Annotated in this window: 16 protein-coding genes, 2 tRNA genes and 1 pseudogene; 17 read left to right on the forward strand and 2 right to left on the reverse strand. The window is 59.4% G+C overall.

The features are described from left to right. The first annotated feature begins 21 nt into the window (after positions 1-21). The 10 genes and pseudogenes from mutL (at position 22) to BZK31_RS30440 (ending at position 11685) form a co-directional block, all read left to right on the forward strand. The gene (gene mutL, locus BZK31_RS01600; RefSeq protein WP_083181050.1) at positions 22-1974 is read left to right on the forward strand and encodes a DNA mismatch repair endonuclease MutL; all 1953 of its coding nucleotides are present in this window, start codon (positions 22-24) and stop codon (positions 1972-1974) included. Further along, positions 1975-2946, forward strand: coding sequence for a tRNA (adenosine(37)-N6)-dimethylallyltransferase MiaA (gene miaA, locus BZK31_RS01605; protein ID WP_083181010.1), 972 nt, complete (start codon positions 1975-1977; stop codon positions 2944-2946). It abuts the gene before it with no gap. A 91-nt stretch (positions 2947-3037) separates the two neighbouring features. Beyond that, the gene (gene hfq, locus BZK31_RS01610; protein ID WP_024687522.1) at positions 3038-3298 is read left to right on the forward strand and encodes an RNA chaperone Hfq; all 261 of its coding nucleotides are present in this window, start codon (positions 3038-3040) and stop codon (positions 3296-3298) included. A gap of 12 nt (positions 3299-3310) precedes the next feature. Next, complete coding sequence (hflX, locus tag BZK31_RS01615; RefSeq protein WP_083181011.1) at positions 3311-4612, forward strand: ribosome rescue GTPase HflX; 1302 nt, start codon at positions 3311-3313, stop codon at positions 4610-4612. A gap of 96 nt (positions 4613-4708) precedes the next feature. Then, on the forward strand, positions 4709-5884 hold the full coding sequence (gene hflK / locus BZK31_RS01620; RefSeq protein WP_083181012.1) for an FtsH protease activity modulator HflK: 1176 nt from the start codon (positions 4709-4711) through the stop codon (positions 5882-5884). Beyond that, the gene (gene hflC / locus BZK31_RS01625; RefSeq protein WP_083181013.1) at positions 5884-6753 is read left to right on the forward strand and encodes a protease modulator HflC; all 870 of its coding nucleotides are present in this window, start codon (positions 5884-5886) and stop codon (positions 6751-6753) included. The genes hflK and hflC overlap by 1 nt, the downstream gene beginning before the upstream one ends. A 283-nt stretch (positions 6754-7036) precedes the next feature. Continuing rightward, a complete protein-coding gene (locus BZK31_RS01630; RefSeq protein ID WP_083181014.1) occupies positions 7037-8224 on the forward strand; it encodes an ATP phosphoribosyltransferase regulatory subunit in 1188 nt (395 codons plus the stop codon). 54 nt (positions 8225-8278) lie between these two features. Continuing rightward, positions 8279-9571: an adenylosuccinate synthase gene (locus tag BZK31_RS01635; RefSeq protein WP_083181015.1), complete on the forward strand. Its 1293-nt coding sequence runs from the start codon at positions 8279-8281 to the stop codon at positions 9569-9571. A 995-nt stretch (positions 9572-10566) separates the two neighbouring features. Next, positions 10567-10779: pseudogene (locus BZK31_RS30435) on the forward strand (methyl-accepting chemotaxis protein); the annotation flags it as partial. A 201-nt stretch (positions 10780-10980) separates the two neighbouring features. After that, a complete protein-coding gene (locus tag BZK31_RS30440) occupies positions 10981-11685 on the forward strand; it encodes a methyl-accepting chemotaxis protein (RefSeq protein WP_425273284.1) in 705 nt (234 codons plus the stop codon). A 162-nt stretch (positions 11686-11847) separates the two neighbouring features. Here the strand turns inward: BZK31_RS30440 and BZK31_RS01645 are convergent. Continuing rightward, positions 11848-11934: transfer RNA gene (locus BZK31_RS01645), tRNA-Leu, on the reverse strand. Positions 11935-12095: 161 nt separating this feature from the next. Further along, positions 12096-12182: transfer RNA gene (locus BZK31_RS01650), tRNA-Leu, on the reverse strand. Positions 12183-12405: 223 nt separating this feature from the next. Between BZK31_RS01650 and rnr the strand changes: the two genes are divergently transcribed. The 7 genes from rnr to dnaB all read left to right on the forward strand — a co-directional run bounded on the left by rnr (position 12406) and on the right by dnaB (position 19712). Further along, the gene (rnr, locus tag BZK31_RS01655) at positions 12406-15039 is read left to right on the forward strand and encodes a ribonuclease R (protein ID WP_083181017.1); all 2634 of its coding nucleotides are present in this window, start codon (positions 12406-12408) and stop codon (positions 15037-15039) included. Then, complete coding sequence (gene rlmB / locus BZK31_RS01660; RefSeq protein ID WP_083181018.1) at positions 15036-15797, forward strand: 23S rRNA (guanosine(2251)-2'-O)-methyltransferase RlmB; 762 nt, start codon at positions 15036-15038, stop codon at positions 15795-15797. The genes rnr and rlmB overlap by 4 nt, the downstream gene beginning before the upstream one ends. Before the next feature lie 311 nt (positions 15798-16108). Then, positions 16109-16534: a 30S ribosomal protein S6 gene (gene rpsF, locus BZK31_RS01665; protein WP_004883583.1), complete on the forward strand. Its 426-nt coding sequence runs from the start codon at positions 16109-16111 to the stop codon at positions 16532-16534. A 28-nt stretch (positions 16535-16562) separates the two neighbouring features. After that, entirely contained in the window at positions 16563-16793 is a 231-nt protein-coding gene (rpsR, locus tag BZK31_RS01670) for a 30S ribosomal protein S18 (RefSeq protein ID WP_002551829.1), read from the forward strand. Between the two features lie 39 nt (positions 16794-16832). Beyond that, positions 16833-17729 carry a YybS family protein gene (locus tag BZK31_RS01675; RefSeq protein WP_083181019.1) on the forward strand — a complete coding sequence of 299 codons (897 nt, stop codon included), beginning with the start codon at positions 16833-16835 and terminating at the stop codon, positions 17727-17729. Between the two features lie 19 nt (positions 17730-17748). Further along, positions 17749-18195 carry a 50S ribosomal protein L9 gene (gene rplI / locus BZK31_RS01680; RefSeq protein ID WP_004883587.1) on the forward strand — a complete coding sequence of 149 codons (447 nt, stop codon included), beginning with the start codon at positions 17749-17751 and terminating at the stop codon, positions 18193-18195. Between the two features lie 122 nt (positions 18196-18317). Next, positions 18318-19712 carry a replicative DNA helicase gene (dnaB, locus tag BZK31_RS01685; RefSeq protein WP_083181020.1) on the forward strand — a complete coding sequence of 465 codons (1395 nt, stop codon included), beginning with the start codon at positions 18318-18320 and terminating at the stop codon, positions 19710-19712. Positions 19713-19865: the final 153 nt, after the last annotated feature.

Genomic DNA, 19865 nt, shown 5'->3' on the forward strand with positions numbered 1-19865 from the left:
GCCATGAGCGATGAGGCGACCATGAGCGATCTGCTTCTCGACGGCGCCCGCGAAGGTGCCGATCAGATCACGCTGAATGCGGCCCGTATCGAACTGCTCAGTCCGCGGCTGGCCAACCAGATCGCTGCGGGTGAAGTGGTCGAGCGGCCTGCGTCGGTAATCAAGGAGTTGCTGGAAAACAGCCTTGACTCCGGTGCGCGCCGCATTGATGTCGATGTCGAACAGGCGGGCATCAAGCTGCTGAAAGTGCGCGACGATGGCAGCGGTATTTCTTCCGATGATCTGCCGCTGGCACTGGCCCGTCACGCCACGAGCAAGATTCGCGATCTGGAAGACCTCGAACGTGTGATGAGTCTGGGTTTTCGCGGTGAGGCGCTGGCGTCCATCAGTTCGGTCGCACGCCTGACCCTGACGTCCCGCACCCGCGATGCCGATCAGGCCTGGCAGGTCGAAACCGAAGGTCGCGATATGGCCCCTCGCGTGCAGCCTGCCGCGCACCCGGTCGGTACGTCGGTGGAAGTGCGCGACCTGTTTTTCAACACGCCTGCCCGGCGCAAGTTTCTTAAGGCCGAAAAGACTGAATTCGATCATCTGCAGGAAGTGATCAAGCGCATGGCGCTGGCGCGTTTCGACGTGGCTTTCCACCTGCGCCACAACGGCAAGACCATACTCAGCCTGCACGAGGCCCACGACGACACGGCCAGAGCGCGTCGCGTGTCGGCCATTTGCGGGCCGGGCTTCCTGGAACAGGCATTGCCCATCGAGATCGAGCGCAATGGTCTGCATCTGTGGGGCTGGGTCGGATTGCCGACCTTCTCGCGCAGTCAGGCAGACCTTCAATATTTCTTCGTCAACGGCCGCGCCGTGCGAGACAAACTGGTCGCCCATGCGGTGCGTCAAGCGTATCGCGATGTGCTGTTCAACGGGCGTCATCCGACCTTCGTGCTGTTTTTCGAGGTCGATCCGGCGGCCGTAGACGTCAACGTTCACCCGACCAAGCACGAAGTCCGCTTCCGCGATGGACGCAATGTGCATGATTTCCTGTATGGCACCTTGCACCGCGCTCTAGGTGATGTGCGTCCGGAAGATCAGGTGTCCGGTAGCGCGCCGGTCACCGCGATCGTACGCCCGACCGGCCCTGAAGCAGGCGAGTTCGGGCCGCAGGGCGAGATGCGTCTGGCCAACAACGTACTGGAACGGCCGCAGGGCGAATCCTATACACGTCCCGCGGACACCGGCTCAGGCTCAGGCGGCGGCTACCAGTATCAATATTCGCCACGCCCTGCGTCGGGTGCTCCGGTGGCGGAGGTGCAGAGCGCCTATCGCGAGTTCTTCGCGCCGCTGCCCAGCGCCATCACGTCTGCCTCGTTGCCCGAATCAGCGGCCGACATTCCGCCACTGGGCTATGCACTCGCGCAGCTCAAAGGCATTTATATCCTGGCTGAAAACGCCCACGGGCTGGTGCTGGTGGACATGCACGCCGCTCACGAGCGGATCATGTACGAACGCCTGAAAATCGCCATGGCCAACGAAGGCCTGAGCGGACAGCCGTTGCTGGTACCCGAATCCATCGCAGTCAGTCAGCGCGAAGCGGATTGTGCCGAAGAGCACATCACCACGTTCCAGCGTCTGGGCTTCGAACTGCAGCGCCTGGGTCCTGAAACGCTGGCTATCCGACAGATTCCTGCCTTGCTCAAGCAGGCCGAAGCCAACCGGCTGGTCAGTGATGTGCTGGCGGACCTGATGGAATACGGCACCAGCGACCGGGTGCAGGCGCATATGAACGAACTGCTGGGCACCATGGCCTGCCACGGCGCGATCCGTGCCAACCGCCGTCTGGCAATTCCGGAGATGAACGGGCTGCTGCGCGACATGGAAAACACCGAGCGCAGTGGGCAATGCAACCATGGACGTCCGACCTGGACCCAGATGGGTCTCAACGACCTGGATAAATTATTCCTGCGCGGTCAATGAATGAATGCTTTACCTCCGGCCATCTTTCTCATGGGTCCAACCGCTGCGGGCAAGACTGACCTTGCCATTGAGCTGACCAGGGTACTGCCGTGCGAACTGATCAGCGTAGATTCGGCGCTGGTCTACCGCGACATGGACATTGGCACGGCGAAGCCTTCGAAAGCGCAACTGGCTGAATTCCCGCATCGTCTGATCGACATCCTCGACCCGTCCCAGAGCTACTCGGCGGCCGATTTTCGTACCGATGCCTTGACCGCCATGGCTGAAATCACCGCACGGGGAAATATTCCTTTGCTGGTGGGCGGCACTATGTTGTATTTCAAGGCTCTATTGGACGGGCTCGCCGATATGCCGGCGGCCGATGCAGCGGTCCGGGCACAGCTCGAAGCCGATGCGCTGGCCCACGGCTGGCAGTCGTTGCACGATCAATTGGCGGTGGTCGACCCGGTGTCGGCTACCCGTATTCACCCCAATGATCCGCAACGCCTGATCCGTGCGCTGGAGGTGTATCGCGTCAGCGGGATGAGCATGACTGCACATCGCGAGCAACAAACTGCGCAAAGTACCGAAGCGGCCGCATCAGGGCGTCAGCAATTGCCCTATACTGTCGCCAGTCTTGCGATAGCTCCGGCTGATCGCAAGGTGCTGCATGACCGCATCGCACTACGTTTTTTGCAAATGCTGGACCAGGGGTTTCTGGACGAAGTACTGGCATTGCGCTCACGAGGCGACCTGCATTCAGGTCTGCCGTCGATACGAGCCGTCGGTTATCGCCAGGTCTGGGATCACCTGGATGGAAAGCTGACACGGGACGAAATGCAGGAGCGCGGCATCATCGCAACCCGGCAACTGGCCAAGCGGCAATTCACCTGGCTACGCAGTTGGGAGAATTTACACTGGCTGGACAGCCTGTCTTGCGACAATCTGCCACGCGCCTTGAAATACCTGGGATCGGCCTCCATATTGGGCTGAGTCCTTGCAATAGCCGTCTATCCTTGGGGGGTGGCCGGTAAGCCAATCGAATTCGATTTATTATTTATTGATCCTTAAAGGAGTGCGGCACATGTCAAAAGGGCATTCGCTACAAGACCCTTACTTGAATACCTTGCGTAAAGAGAAGGTCGGGGTATCGATCTACCTGGTCAACGGTATCAAGCTGCAGGGCACGATCGAGTCATTCGACCAGTTCGTCATTTTGCTGAAAAACACTGTCAGCCAGATGGTCTACAAGCACGCTATTTCCACCGTCGTACCGGTTCGCCCGATTCGTCTGCCTAGCGCTACTGACGCTGATGGCGGCGATGCCGAGCCAGGTAACGCCTGATAGGAGTCTGCCTTGTTCTTTGAGCGCCACAGTGGTGGTGAGCGGGCCATTCTCGTTCATCTGGATAATCAGGACCCTGAGGCGCGCGAAGATCCGCAGGAGTTTCAGGAGTTGGCCATGTCGGCCGGTGCCGATACCGTCGCGTTTATCAACGTGCCGCGTCATCGGCCATCTGCCAAGTTCCTGATCGGCTCTGGCAAGGTCGAGGAGCTTCGCGACCAGGTCAAGGCCGAGCAGGCCGACATCGTGATCTTCAATCACACCCTCACGCCCAGTCAGGAACGTAACCTCGAACGCGTCTTCGAGTGTCGCGTGCTTGACCGCACCGGTCTGATTCTGGACATCTTCGCCCAGCGGGCTCGTACTCACGAAGGCAAGTTGCAGGTTGAACTGGCCCAGCTTGAGCACATGAGTACCCGTCTTGTTCGCGGCTGGACCCACCTTGAGCGACAGAAAGGCGGGATCGGCTTGCGCGGCCCGGGTGAAACCCAGCTCGAAACCGACCGTCGTCTGCTTCGGGTTCGCCTTCGACAGATCAAGGGGCGGCTGGAAAAAGTTCGCAGTCAGCGTGATCAGGCCCGTCGTGGTCGTCGTCGCGCCGACATTCCTTCGGTTTCGCTGGTGGGCTACACCAACGCCGGCAAATCGACGCTTTTCAACGCCGTGACCGATTCGGACGTGTTCGCCGCCGACCAGCTCTTCGCCACACTCGACCCTACTCTGCGTCGTCTGCAGCTCGACGACCTGGGGCCTGTGGTGCTGGCGGATACGGTGGGCTTCATTCGCCATCTGCCGCACAAGCTGGTCGAAGCCTTTCGCGCCACGCTCGAAGAGTCGAGCAACTCCGATTTGCTGCTGCACGTGATCGACTCGCACGAGCCTGATCGCATGTCGCAGATCGAGCAGGTCATGGCCGTGCTCGGCGAGATCGGGGCCGAGGGCTTGCCGATACTCGAGGTCTATAACAAACTCGATCTGCTTGAAGGCGTGGAGCCGCAGATACAGCGCGATGCCGATGGCAAGCCGCAACGTGTCTGGCTGTCTGCGCGTGACGGTCGTGGTCTGGACCTGCTCAAACAGGCGGTAGCCGAACTGCTGGGTGACGATCTGTTCGTCGGCACCTTGCGTTTGCCTCAGCGTCTTGCCCGACTGCGTGCCCAGTTTTTCGAACTGGGCGCTGTGCAGAGCGAGACGCATGACGAGGAAGGCTCGAGCCTGCTGGCAGTGCGTATACCGCGCGTTGAACTCAATCGTCTGGTGACTCGCGAAGGATTGCAGCCGCTGGAGTTCATCGAGCAACACACTTTGCAATAAAAGCACGAGAAAGCCGTTGTACGGCTTTCGCGGGCATTCTGTAGCATGGGGCGGCGCGCCGAAGGTGCGTCTTTGCTTTATCAGATGGAGAGCGCTATGGCTTGGAATGAGCCGGGTGGCAACTCGAATAATCAAGATCCCTGGGGTGGTAAACGCCGTAACGGCGACCGCAAGGGACCACCTGATCTCGACGAGGCCTTCCGTAAGCTGCAGGAAAGCCTGAATGGGTTGTTCGGCGGCGGTAAGAAACGCAGTGGTGACGGCAGTGGCGGTAGTTCAGGCGGCGGTGGCGGCTTCGGCCTGCTCGGCATTGGCCTGGTCGTGCTCGTCGCTTTCTGGCTCTACAGCGCGATCTATGTCGTCGACGAGCAGGAGCAGGCAGTCGTACTGCGTTTTGGCCAGTACCACGAAACCGTGGGCCCGGGCCTGAACATCTATTTCCCGCCGTTCGACCGCAAGTACATGGAAAACGTGACGCGCGAGCGTGCCTACAGCAAGCAGGGCCAGATGCTCACCGAAGACGAGAACATCGTCGAAGTGCCGCTGACCGTGCAGTACAAGATCAGCAACCTCCAGGACTTCGTGCTGAATGTCGATCAGCCTGAAATCAGCCTGCAGCACGCCACCGAAAGTGCGCTGCGCCATGTCGTGGGTTCCACGGCGATGGACCAGGTGCTGACTGAAGGCCGTGAGCTGATGGCGAGCGAAATCAAGGAGCGCCTGCAGCGCTTCCTCGACACCTATCGCACCGGCATCACCGTCACTCAGGTGAACGTGCAGAGCGCTGCCGCACCGCGTGAAGTGCAGGAAGCGTTCGACGACGTGATCCGCGCCCGTGAAGACGAGCAGCGCGCCCGCAACCAGGCCGAAAGTTATGCCAATGGCGTGATCCCGGAAGCCCGTGGTCAGGCTCAACGTATCCTCGAAGATGCCAACGGCTACCGCGATGAAGTGGTCTCCCGCGCCAAGGGTGAGGCTGATCGTTTCACCAAGCTGGTCGCCGAATACCGCAAGGCACCTGAGGTGACCCGTCAGCGTCTGTATCTGGACACGATGCAGGAAGTCTTCAGCAATACCAGCAAAGTGCTCGTGACCGGTGATAAAGGGCAGAACAATCTGCTGTATCTGCCGCTCGACAAGATGATGGAAAACAGTCGCAGCGGTACCGGTAACACCCCGTCTACCGGCAGTTCATCCACGACTGGAACTGACGTCGGTGTTCGGGCGGCCGATACTCAGCAGCGCGATGTACGTACCAGGGAGAGTCGCTGATGAGCAATAAATCACTGATCACCCTCATTGTTGGTGTGGTGCTGGCAGTCATTGCCTGGAACAGCTTCTACATCGTGTCCCAGACCGAGCGTGCGGTGCTGCTGCAATTCGGTCGTGTGGTACAGGCCGATGTGCAGCCGGGCCTTCATGTGAAGGTTCCATACGTTAACCAGGTGCGCAAGTTCGATGGTCGTCTGCTGACCCTCGATGCGCCGACTCAGCGTTTCCTGACGCTTGAGAAGAAAGCCGTGATGGTCGACGCCTACGCCAAGTGGCGCGTGAAGGATGCCGAGCGTTTCTACACGGCGACTTCCGGTCTGAAGCAGATTGCCGACGAGCGTCTGTCACGGCGTCTGGAGTCCGGCCTGCGTGACCAGTTCGGCAAGCGCACCCTGCACGAAGTCGTGTCGGGCGAGCGTGACGCGCTGATGGCTGACATCACCGGTTCCCTGAACCGCATGGCCGAGAAGGAACTGGGTATCGAAGTGGTCGACGTCCGCGTCAAGGCCATCGACCTGCCCAAGGAAGTGAACCGCAGTGTCTTCGAGCGCATGAGCACCGAGCGTGAGCGCGAAGCCCGTGAACACCGCGCCAAGGGCAACGAACTGGCGGAAGGCATCCGTGCCGACGCCGATCGTCAGCGCCGCGTATTGCTGGCTGAAGCCTATCGCGAGTCTGAAGAGGCGCGTGGTGATGGTGATGCTCAGGCCGCTGCGATCTACTCCAGGGCCTATGGCCAGGACCAGGAGTTCTACGCGTTCTATCGCAGCCTGCGTGCCTACCGTGAAAGCTTCGCGAACAAGAGCGACATGCTGGTGCTTGACCCGAACAGCGAATTCTTTCGCTATCTGGAAAAAGCCAAGCCGTAAGACACGGCTGCAATAAATCACCCGCCGGGCGGCAAAACTGCCCGGTGGGGTGATCGTACGGTAAAACGTGTGTATCATGCGGCAGCCGGGAAATTCCCGGCTTTTTTGCGTCTGCACGATTGATTGGCTGTCGCCTGACTGGCGAATGGCAAGATTTTTCGAGGAAAGTGGTCTGCAAGGCCTGTCTCGGGTGTTTGTCGTGCCCGTCATACAGCGCATCACTTTCTGCTTCACTCAAGGCTGGCCTCGAAGCTGGCCGCCCGGATCACAGGGGAATGGCGTAATGGCAACGGTTGACCGCTGGCTGCTACCAGATGGCATCGAAGAAGTACTGCCGCCGGAAGCGGCGCGTATTGAAGTAGCGCGCCGTCAGGTGTTGGATCTGTTTCAGAGCTGGGGCTATGAGTTCGTCGTCACCCCGCATATCGAGTATCTGGAGTCCCTGCTGACTGGCGCGGGCTCGGATCTGGATCTGCGCACCTTCAAGGTCATCGATCCGCAATCCGGTCGGCAGATGGGCTTTCGTGCCGACATCACGCCACAGGTTGCGCGGATCGATGCCCACACCCTCAAGCGTGAAGGGCCGAGCCGCCTGTGCTATGCGGGCAGTGTTCTGCATGCCCAGCCGCGTGCGCTGTCATCCTCGCGCAGCCCGATTCAGCTAGGTGCCGAGCTGTACGGTGATGCAAGTCCAAGCAGTGACGTTGAAGTCATCAGCCTGATGCTCGCCATGCTGCAACTGGCCGATGTGCCGGATGTGCACATGGATCTGGGGCATGTCGGCATTTACCGTGGTCTGGCGCGTGCTGCCGGTCTCTCGGGCGAGGTCGAGCAACAGCTGTTCGACGCGCTGCAGCGCAAGGCCATCGACGAAGTCATCGCGCTCACGGCGAACCTGCCGCAAGACCTGGCCGCGATGCTGCGAGCGCTGGTCGACTTATGTGGTGGTCGCGAAGTGCTGGCTGCGGCCCGTGACCGTCTGGCCGGTGCGCCCGCGCCGGTGCTGGCGGCGCTGGACGATCTGCTGAGCATCGCTGATCGTCTTGCAGCGCGTTTCCCGCAGTTGCCGCTGTATTTCGATCTCGGTGAGTTGCGCGGCTATCACTACCACACAGGTGTGGTGTTCGCGGTGTTCGTGCCGGGTGTTGGTCAGTCGATTGCCCAGGGCGGTCGTTATGACGATATCGGTGCCGACTTCGGGCGCGCCCGTCCGGCAACCGGTTTTTCCACTGACCTGAAAACCCTGGTCACGCTGGGGCAGGCAGAAATCGTATTACCGTCCGGTGGCATCTGGATGCCGGACAGTACGGATGCGGCACTCTGGCAGTTGGTGTGCCAGTTGCGCAGCGAAGGTCAGCGTGTGGTTCAGGCCTTGCCTGGGCAGCAGGCGAGCGCCGCGCGTGAAGCCGACTGTGACCGGCAATTGATTCAGCATGGCGAGCACTGGCAGGTAATGCCGCTGGCTTCTTGAGTATTCCTGCCGGCCGCCGCCGGCACCAAGTTTGCGTGAATGAGGACGAGTGTTATGGGTAAGAATGTCGTAGTCCTGGGCACCCAGTGGGGTGATGAGGGCAAAGGCAAGATCGTTGATCTGCTGACCGAACATGCTACCGCCGTAGTTCGTTACCAGGGTGGCCACAACGCGGGCCACACCCTGGTGATCGACGGCGAGAAAACCGTATTGCACCTGATTCCGTCCGGTGTGCTGCGCGAAGGCGTGCAGTGCCTGATCGGTAACGGTGTGGTGGTGGCTCCCGATGCACTGCTGCGCGAAATCATCAAGCTGGAAGAGAAGGGTATTCCGGTGCGCGAGCGCCTGCGCATCAGCCCTTCCTGCCCGTTGATCCTGTCGTATCACGTTGCGCTGGACCAGGCGCGTGAGAAGGCCCGTGGCGAGTTCAAGATCGGCACGACCGGTCGCGGCATCGGCCCGGCTTACGAAGACAAGGTCGCACGTCGCGGCCTGCGCATCGGCGATCTGTTCCACCGTGAGCGTTTTGCCTCCAAGCTGGGCGAGCTGCTGGACTACCACAACTTCGTGCTGGTCAATTATTACAAAGAGCCTGCGATCGATTTCCAGAAGACACTCGACGAGTGCATGGAATACGCAGACCTGCTCGAGCCGCTGATGCTGGACGTGACCGCCACGCTGCATGAGATGCGTCGCGACGGCAAGGACATCATGTTCGAAGGCGCCCAGGGTTCGTTGCTGGACATTGACCACGGTACCTACCCGTACGTCACCAGCTCCAACACCACGGCTGGCGGCATCGCCACCGGTTCGGGTTTCGGTCCGATGTACCTGGACTACATTCTGGGCATCACCAAGGCTTACACCACTCGCGTGGGTTCGGGTCCGTTCCCGACCGAGCTGTTCGATGACGTGGGTGCGTTCCTGGCCAAGCGCGGTCATGAGTTCGGTGCAACCACCGGTCGCGCACGTCGTTGTGGCTGGTTCGATGCCGTGATCCTGCGTCGCGCTATCGAGATCAACAGTATCTCGGGCCTGTGCCTGACCAAGCTGGACGTGCTCGACGGTCTTGAAACCATCAACATCTGTGTGGGTTACAAGAACGAAAACGGTGCCGTCATCGAAGCGCCTACCGATGCCGACAGCTACATCGGTCTGGAGCCGGTCTACGAGCAAATGCCAGGCTGGAGCGAGTCCACCCTTGGCGTTCAGACGCTGGAACAGCTGCCAGCCAATGCGCGCGCCTACATCAAGCGTGTTGAAGAGCTGGTCGGTGCGCCTATCGACATCATCTCGACCGGTCCTGACCGCAACGAAACCATCGTTCTGCGTCACCCGTTCGCGTGATACGTCAGTAGCTGCAAAAGAAGGGTCGCCATGTGCGGCCCTTTTTCATGCCTGGCCGTTTTGCTCCGCGATCGTCTTTGCTCGCAGAACCGTGATGCGCATCACGGCACGGCCTTTGCTGAACAACTGACGGGAAAGTGCCATTATTTTATTGGCGCTCAAGGTGGAAGGATTCTCCTGTGTCGGCTGTGTTATCGCTTTTGCAAAGTCGTTTGCTGCGTCCGGTCTTTATAACTCTGGGCGTCGCCCTTTTGGTGCAGGTGGTGGTGGCGGTTGCGCTCACCCGGAGCACGGTCACCGCCCTCGAGGCGGAGCTTGCCAATCGTCTGGGGGTAGATTCGCAACACGTATCCTCGGAGCTCGAGCGGGCGAGTAGTGAAGTGACATCAAGTCTGGACGCGCTGTCTTCCAGTACGCGTCAGCGGCTCAGTGCCGGACTGTCGTCGCGCCTCAAGGAAGAGCAGGCGCAACTGCGGGCCACGCTGGAAAAGGACCTCAAGGATTCGGCCACTGACATGGCCGAATTGCTGGCGGCAGTCGCGCCGCGCGCCATGTGGGACAACGACACGCCGACACTTTCCGAGTTTGCCCGTCGGGCGCAGCGTAATCCCAACGTGCTGTTCGTGGTGTATGACGACGCGGCGGGCGAGCACCTGACGCGTTATATGAATCGTGACAACCCGCTGGTCAAAGCGCTTCTCGCCAAAGGGGAGGGCGAGCGGGCGATGGACAAGATTCTCAGCGCTGCGCGCAATGATGCCTCGGTGTATTACGTCGAGGCCTCAATCAGCCCCAATGGCGTTGAAATCGGCAAGGTACGCATGGGCGTTTCCACAGCCTCGGTCGAGGAGAATCTCGCGGCGCTGGACAAGCGCTTCGCCACGTTGATTGCCAGTGGTGAGCAATTGGTTTCGGACAGTCTGGCGGGGGCTTCCAAAGACAGCTCTGCGGCGTTGCGCACCCGTTTGGAATCGGCGCAGACGGCAGCCACTGCAATGGCCAGCAACACCCGATCTGCTGTTCAACAGGCGGCACAGGAGTTGCGCTGGAAAATCGGCGTCGGCCTGGCGCTGATCGGCTTGTGCGTCTTGCTGTTGCTAGCCGTTGTGCTGGGTCGCCGCGTTGTCAGCAAGCTGCACCTGTTGATTGCCGCGCTCAACGACCTGGCCGCAGGCGAGGGTGATCTGACCCGCCGGGTTAAGCTTGCGAGCAATGACGAAATCGGCGACATGTCCGCCGCCGTCAACCGGTTCATCGACAAGCTCCAGCCGATAGTCCGCGAGGCGGGCGAAGTCGCGCAACTGACCGGCGTCGAGATTGGTGCCATGAGCCAGCGCAACGCGGGGGCCGATGCCGCCGCTGCATTGCAGCGCGATGAGGTGGCAGCCAGTCTTCAAGCATTGGCGCAGATGGCAGGCGAGGCTCAACAGGAAAGTCAGGTCATGCAGGAGGCGCTGCGTCAGGTCATCGACATCAAGCAGGCGACCGATGAGAACACGCGTACCTCCAATCAGGTGGGCGGATTGATCGAGGCGCTGGCCGGTCAGGTTGAAACCGGCGCTCACGTCATCGAACGTCTGGCACAGCAAAGCCAGCAGATCGAAGTCGTGCTGGAAGTCATTCACGGCATTGCTGAACAGACCAACCTGCTGGCGCTCAACGCCGCCATCGAGGCGGCCCGAGCGGGCGAGACAGGTCGTGGCTTTGCGGTGGTCGCCGACGAGGTTCGTGCCTTGGCCAGCAAGACCCGGAGTTCGACTGGCGATATTCAAGCGCACATCACCAAATTGCAGGCAGGCGCCAAAGAGGCCGTCGCGACCATCGGTCTTGCCGGGCGTCAGGCCAAGGAAGGTCTGGCAGTGCTGCGTGACAGTGCTCGCCTGCAGCAAAGGGTACAGACGTCAGTCGAGCAGGTTCATGCGGCCATCGGTCTGGCCACCCGCGCAGCTGAACATCAGGCACAGGGCGCGCAAGCAGTGAGAGGGCGTGTTGAGGTGATTCACGCCCAAGCCGAAAAGGCGGCTCAGGCAGTAGTTGAGACGACAGCAAGTGGCCGGACGCTGGACGCGTTGTCGGTGCGGTTGAGGGCGAGTCTGGGGCAGTTCAGGGCGTGATGGGATCGCGTTGGCTGGAGGCTGGCTGATCACGTATCTGTCAGCGTTTTCTAAGCCTGCCGTGAAGGCAGTCTGTAACCGGTGAGGTTACCGCTTTGTACGGGCGAATAATTTGAATATTTCAAATAAAAAAACCGAGCCATTGGCTCGGTTTTTTGAATATGGTGCCCAGAAGAAGACTCGAACTTCCACGACCTTGCGGTCACCAGCACCTGAAGCTGGCGTGTCTACCAATTTCACCATCTGGGCAGATCAGCGACGTCTCCGTTGCTGATGGGGCGCACTATACGGCGATCGTTTTGTTCTGTAAACCCCTGTTTTGATTTGATAATCAAAACCCTGGAATGCAAAAACCCGCTTGCGCGGGTTTTTGTGAAGCATCAACCTGTTGTAGGCTTATGCTTTGAATATGGTGCCCAGAAGAAGACTCGAACTTCCACGACCTTGCGGTCACCAGCACCTGAAGCTGGCGTGTCTACCAATTTCACCATCTGGGCAAATCTTCAGGCATCAACCTGTCGATGGCGCGCACTATACGGAGCCTCTTTTGGGCTGTAAAGCCCGTCAGTGAAAAAAACTCCAAAAAATTCGCCAGCGGTGTGGATCGGGTGTTTCAGGGCAGATCGAGGCGTTCCGGATGAGTTGTTTGAGCGTGAAATTTCCCGTTTCATAAGGTCTATGCCAAACTAACCCGCATATATACAAGGTGAAAACTATCTAATGGCCGATTGGCAGTCCCTCGATCCCGAGGCCGCTCGTGAAGCGGAAAAATACGAAAACCCTATTCCCAGCCGTGAGCTGATCCTTCAGCACCTCGCCGAGCGTGGTTCGCCGGCAAGTCGCGAGCAACTGGTCGAAGAGTTCGGCCTGACCACCGAAGATCAGTTCGAGGCTCTGCGTCGTCGCCTTCGTGCGATGGAGCGCGATGCTCAATTGATCTATACCCGACGCGGCACCTATGCCCCAGTGGACAAGCTCGACTTGATCCTCGGCCGCATTTCCGGTCACCGCGACGGTTTTGGCTTTCTGGTCCCCGATGACGGTTCCGACGACCTGTTCATGAGTCCGGCGCAGATGCGTCTGGTGTTCGACGGCGACCGTGCGCTGGCGCGCGTTTCCGGTCTGGATCGCCGTGGGCGTCGTGAAGGCGTGATCGTCGAAGTCATCTCGCGTGGTCACGAAACCATCGTGGGTCGCTATTTCGAAGAAAGCGGCATCGGGTTCGTGATTCCCGACAACCCGAAGATTCAGCAGGAAGTGCTGGTGACGCCGGGTCGTAATAACAACGCGAAGATCGGTCAGTTCGTCGAGGTGAAGATCACTCACTGGCCAACGCCGCGCTTCCAGCCGCAAGGTGACGTGGTTGAAGTGGTGGGCAACTACATGGCGCCCGGCATGGAAATCGATGTCGCGCTGCGCACTTACGACATCCCCCACGTTTGGCCTGAAGCCGTGCTCAAGGAAGCAGCGAAGCTCAAGCCGGAAGTCGAGGACAAGGACAAGGAAAACCGCGTCGATCTGCGTCATCTGCCGTTCGTTACTATCGACGGTGAAGATGCTCGCGACTTCGACGATGCGGTCTACTGCGAAGCCAGGCCCGGCAAGCTGCGCCTGTTCTCGGGCGGCTGGAAGCTCTACGTGGCGATTGCCGACGTATCGAGTTACGTGAAGATCGGTTCGGCGCTTGACGCGGAATCCCAGGTGCGTGGCAACTCGGTGTACTTCCCCGAGCGCGTCGTGCCGATGCTGCCTGAGCAGTTGTCCAACGGTCTGTGCTCGCTGAATCCGCATGTCGATCGTCTGGCCATGGTGTGCGAAATGACCATCTCCAAGACTGGCGAGATGACGGATTACGTATTCTATGAAGCGGTCATTCACTCTCACGCTCGCCTGACCTACAACAAGGTCAGCACGATTCTCGAACAGCCGAAAACCGCAGAAGCCAAGAGTCTGCGTGGTGAATACGGCGACGTGGTTCCGCACCTCAAGCAGCTTTATGCGCTGTACAAAGTGCTGTTGGGCGCACGTCATGTGCGCGGTGCCATCGACTTCGAAACGCAGGAAACCCGGATCATCTTCGGTTCCGAGCGCAAGATTGCCGAGATTCGTCCGACCACTCGCAACGACGCTCACAAGCTGATCGAAGAGTGCATGCTGGCGGCCAACGTTGCCACGGCCGAGTTCCTGAAGAAGCACGAAATTCCAGCGCTGTACCGCGTGCACGATGGTCCGCCGCCAGAGCGCCTGGAAAAGCTGCGCGCGTTCCTGGGTGAGCTGGGTCTGTCCTTGCACAAAGGCAAGGAAGGGCCGACGCCGAAGGATTATCAAGCGCTGCTTGAGACCGTTCGCGACCGTCCTGACTATCACCTTATCCAGACCGTGATGTTGCGTTCGTTGAGTCAGGCGGTCTACAGCTCCGACAACAACGGCCACTTCGGTCTGAACTACGAAGCGTACACGCACTTCACCTCGCCGATTCGTCGTTACCCGGATCTGCTGACCCACCGTGCGATCCGCAGCGTGATCCGTTCCAGGCAGGATACGCCGCACGTGCGTCGTGCCGGTGCGGCGAGCATTCCGAAAGCGCGCATCTATCCGTACGACGAAGCGTTGCTGGAACAGTTGGGCGAGCAATGCTCGATGAGTGAGCGCCGTGCCGACGAGGCCACCCGCGACGTCGTCAACTGGCTGAAATGCGAGTACATGAAAGACCGCGTAGGCGAGTCGTTCCCGGGCGTGATCACCGCCGTGACCGGCTTTGGTCTGTTCGTCGAACTGACTGATATCTACGTGGAAGGTTTGGTGCATGTCACGGCGTTGCCCGGCGACTACTACCATTTCGATCCGCTGCATCATCGTCTGGCAGGCGAGCGTACCGGTCGCAATTTCCGCTTGGGTGACACTGTGGAAGTGCGCGTCATGCGTGTCGATCTGGATGAGCGCAAGATCGACTTCGAAATTTCCGAGAAGTCTGCCGCGACAACATCGGCACCAGGTCGCAAGCGCCGTGGTCAGGAAACTGCAGCACCGGCGAGCACTGAAAAGGAAAAGGCTCCGGCCAAGTCCGGTCGTCGTACTGCGGCGACCAAAGAAGCGCCGGTCGAAGCTTATCGGCCGAGCGACGCTGCGGCGAAAAACGCAGAAGTGCGCAAGAGTCGTGAAATGAAGAAAGCCCTGCTGGCTGAAGCAAAGGGTGGTAGCAAGGCATCGTCGGGAAAGTCTGACAGGCCCGCTTCGGGCTCTGCGCCATCCTCCGGCAAAACCAGTAAACATCGCAAAGGTGGCTCGTCGAAAACGGGCGCCGCGTCATCGTCCAAAAGCGGTAGCGTTCGTAAACCCAAGGCCAAGTCATGAGTCAGCTGGAAAAAATCTACGGCGTGCATGCCGTGGAATCTTTGCTTCGTCATCACCCGAAGCGCGTCAAGCACATCTGGCTGGCGGAGGGTCGTAACGACCCGCGCGTTCAAGTGTTGGTCGAGCTGGCGAGCGAGAATCGCGTCACCATCGGCCAGGCCGAGCGTCGCGAAATGGATGCATGGGTCGAAGGTGTGCATCAGGGAGTCGTCGCTGATGTTAGTCCGAGCCAAGTCTGGGGTGAGGCGATGCTCGATGAGCTGCTCGATCGCACCGAGGGCCCGCCTCTGCTGCTGGTACTTGACGGTGTGACCGACCCGCACAACCTGGGTGCGTGCTTGCGTACGGCCGATGCCGCTGGTGCGTTAGCCGTTATCGTGCCCAAGGACAAGTCTGCAACGTTGACGCCTGCTGTGCGAAAAGTGGCGTGCGGTGCTGCGGAAGTGATTCCGTTGGTGGCGGTGACGAATCTGGCACGTACGCTGGAAAAGCTTCAGCAGCGTGGTCTGTGGGTTGTAGGCACGGCGGGGGAGGCTGAGCAGGAACTCTATCAGCAGGACCTGACCGGCCCGACGATCATCATCATGGGCGCGGAAGGCAAAGGCATGCGTCGCCTGACCCGTGAGCACTGTGATTATCTGGTGCGCCTGCCCATGGCCGGTAGTGTCAGCAGCCTGAACGTCTCGGTGGCAACCGGCGTTTGCCTGTTCGAAGCGCTGCGTCAGCGCAGCGTCAAGGCGACCGGCAAGAAAGGCTGAGCCACTTGGCCGGCGTGCCCGCAAATAGCTGAATTTCAGTCGCTGATTATCTGGCGGATGTATCGGGTTATTTGTGAGCACGCTCATTGCCGCGTCCAGCGCTCGGCTTGCCCCGGCGATCCTCTCGGGTGCTGTGCGTCCTGCTCAAATAATCACCAATTACCTTGCGCCTCCCCGGACCCTTCTCTACAATTGCGCCCCTTGCTGTCATGGCAGGCGCGCATGTGCCTGTCCCTGAGCAAGACCAACAGTGTCATTCACTCCTTGTCTGACCGCTTTCGGCGGCAGGCTACAACCCGTAAGGAGCATTCATGCGTCATTACGAAATTATCTTTTTGGTCCACCCGGATCAAAGCGAGCAAGTCGGCGGCATGGTAGAGCGTTACACCAAGCTGATCGAAGAAGACGGCGGCAAAATCCACCGTCTGGAAGATTGGGGCCGTCGTCAACTGGCTTACGCAATCAACAATGTTCACAAGGCTCACTACGTGATGCTGAACGTTGAGTGCTCTGGCAAGGCTCTGGCCGAGCTGGAAGACAACTTCCGTTACAACGATGCTGTGATCCGTAACCTGGTCATCCGTCGCGACGAAGCCGTTACCGGCCAGTCCGAGATGCTCAAGGCTGAAGAAAACCGCAGTGAGCGCCGTGAGCGTCGTGACCGTCCTGAGCACTCCGACAGCGCCGATGGCGATGACGGCGACAACAGTGACGTTAGCGATAACGCTGACGAGTAATCCACGGACCTTTTGAGGAGCCAATTACATGGCACGTTTCTTCCGTCGTCGTAAATTCTGCCGCTTCACCGCTGAAGACGTCAAAGAGATCGATTACAAAGATCTCAACACTCTGAAAGCCTACGTATCCGAGACCGGCAAAATCGTTCCAAGCCGTATCACTGGTACCAAAGCACGTTATCAGCGTCAGCTGGCCACCGCTATCAAGCGCGCCCGCTTCCTGGCCCTGCTGGCCTACACCGACAGCCACGGCCGCTGAGACCAGGTAGTCGACAAAACGTAACAAAGGATAGAAAGCATGCGTGCCTTGGCTGAATTCATCATGCGCGGCCGCATGCAAGCCACTCTGGTAGTGGCTGGATGTGCGGCATTGCCGCTGTTTTTCTGGTTGAGTGCTGCCGCAGGTTGCCTTGTGCTTCTGCGGCGCGGGTTCAGCGATGCCGTTGGTGTCCTGTCCTGGGCTCTGCTGCCGGCCTTGGTCTGGTGGTATTTCGGCGAACCGCGTACAGCCATGGTGCTGGCCGGTTCGCTGAGCTTGGCAATGGTGTTGCGTGCCAGCGAGTCCTGGGTCCGCGTGCTGCTGGTCAGCGTAGCGTTGGGTGTGGTGTATGCAGTGGTGCTGGGCGCGGTTTTTCGCGAACCCATTGAAGCGATGTCGCAGGAGTTGCAGAAACACCTGCCGGCCATGCTCTCTGGGCTCTACGAGCAAATGAACGTAGAAGAGCGCGCGCGTCTGGCGGCACTGATTGCTCCCGTCCTGAATGGCCTGATAGCGGCTTTGCTGCAAATCGTCAGTGTGCTGAGCCTGATTCTTGGGCGCTACTGGCAAGCGTTGTTGTACAACCCTGGTGGTTTCGGGCGCGAATTTCGCGCTGTGAGACTTCCGCTGGTGCCCGCGTTGGTGCTGTTGGTGTGCATGCTGGCGGGACCGAATTTCGGTCCGCAGATGGCAATGCTTACACCGCTCTGCAGCGTACCGCTGGTATTCGCAGGGCTGGCATTGATACATGGCCTGGTCGCTGAAAAGCGCCTGTCCAGGTTCTGGCTGGTAGGGATGTACATCACACTGCTGGTGTTCATGCAACTGATCTATCCGTTGCTCGTGGTGATAGCCATTGTCGACAGCCTGATTGATTTTCGCGGTCGCCGGGTATCGAAAGATTCCGGCAATGGCCCTGCGAACGGTGAAGGTTAAAAGTTAAGAGGATTTCCACATGCAACTGATCCTTCTGGAAAAAGTCGCCAACCTGGGCAACCTGGGCGACAAAGTAAACGTTAAGGCCGGTTACGGTCGTAACTACCTGCTGCCTTACGGCAAAGCCACCGCTGCAACCGCTGCCAACCTGGCTGCGTTTGAAGAGCGTCGCGCCGAGCTGGAAAAACTGGCTGCAGACAAGAAAGCATCTGCCGAAACTCGCGCTGCCCAACTGGCTGAGCTGGAAGTGACCATCACTGCCACCGCTGGTGACGAAGGCAAGCTGTTCGGTTCGATCGGTACTCACGACATCGCTGATGCACTGACCGCCTCTGGCGTTGAAGTTGCAAAAAGCGAAGTTCGTCTGCCGAACGGCACTATCCGCAACGTTGGTGAATTCGACGTAGCCGTGCACCTGCACAGCGACGTAGAAGCGACCGTACGCGTTGTCGTAGTGGCTGCTTAAGCAGTACGTAATCGTCTGGCGGCATCGCCGTCAGAGGATTAACATCGGGCACGATCCTGTTCACAGGTCGTGCCCTTTGTCTTTGTGGCATTCCATTCTGTAAACCTCGAATTCAAGTGGCCATGAACGATATTTCCAGCCCTGAGCAATACGATCTGCAAACCGCTGCCCTCAAGGTGCCGCCACATTCCATCGAGGCCGAACAGGCTGTGCTCGGTGGTCTGATGCTGGACAACAACGCCTGGGAGCGGGTACTCGATCAAGTCTCGGATGGCGATTTCTATCGACATGACCACCGCCTGATCTTTCGCGCTATCGCCCGACTGGCGGACCAGAACAGCCCGATCGACGTGGTCACGCTGGCCGAACAGCTGGACAAGGAAGGGCAGACCTCTCAGGTCGGCGGCCTTGGCTACCTCAGTGAGCTGGCGAAAAACACCCCATCGGTCGCCAACATCAAGGCGTATGCGCAAATCGTCCGTGCGCGGGCGACCTTGCGGCAATTGATCGGTATCAGCACTGAAATTGCCGACAGCGCGTTCAACCCGGAGGGGCGTACTGCCGAGGAGATTCTCGACGAGGCCGAACGGCAGATCTTTCAGATCGCTGAAGCGCGTCCCAAGACGGGGGGGCCGGTCAGCGTCAATGACCTGCTGACCAAAGCCATTGATCGCATCGATACGCTGTTCAACAGCGATAACGCGATTACGGGTCTGTCCACCGGCTATACCGATCTGGACGAAAAGACCAGCGGCCTGCAGCCAGCCGACCTGATCATCGTCGCCGGTCGTCCGTCGATGGGTAAGACCACCTTTGCCATGAACCTCGTCGAGAACGCCGTGCTGCGCAGCGACAAGGTGGTGCTGGTCTACTCGCTCGAGATGCCAGGCGAATCGCTGATCATGCGTATGCTGTCGTCGCTCGGACGTATCGACCAGACCAAGGTGCGTGCCGGTCAACTGGATGACGACGACTGGCCGCGCCTGACGTCGGCGGTCAATCTGCTCAATGACCGCAAGCTGTTCATCGACGACACGGCCGGTATCAGCCCTTCGGAAATGCGCGCGCGTACCCGGCGTATCGTGCGTGAGCATGGCGACATCGCGATGATCATGATCGACTACCTGCAGTTGATGCAGATTCCCGGTTCGAGCGGCGACAACCGGACCAACGAGATTTCCGAAATCTCTCGCTCGTTGAAAGCCCTGGCCAAGGAATTCAATTGCCCGGTCATCGCCCTCTCGCAGCTGAACCGCTCTCTGGAGCAACGTCCCAACAAGCGCCCGATCAACTCCGACCTCCGGGAATCCGGAGCGATCGAGCAGGACGCCGACGTCATCATGTTCGTGTACCGCGATGAGGTGTACCACCCGGAGACCGAGCACAAGGGCATTGCCGAAATCATCATCGGCAAACAGCGTAACGGGCCAATTGGCACCACACGCCTGGCGTTCATCGGTAAGTACACGCGCTTCGAAAACCTGGCGCCGGGCAGCTACAACTTCGACGACGATTGATGTCGGTCGACGATGAATCCCGGTGAGGCTGAACGGCACGACCCGCAATCCGCATGCTCCACTCAATTCCGACCATCGCCGTCGGATTTGATCAAAAAATGTGCTATATTCCGCGCCCGCGATTTTTCCAACGTGCAAACGTAGGTCCTGAAC

The sequence above is a fragment of the Pseudomonas floridensis genome, from assembly GCF_002087235.1.
GTDB classification, from domain to species: Bacteria; Pseudomonadota; Gammaproteobacteria; order Pseudomonadales; family Pseudomonadaceae; genus Aquipseudomonas; species Aquipseudomonas floridensis.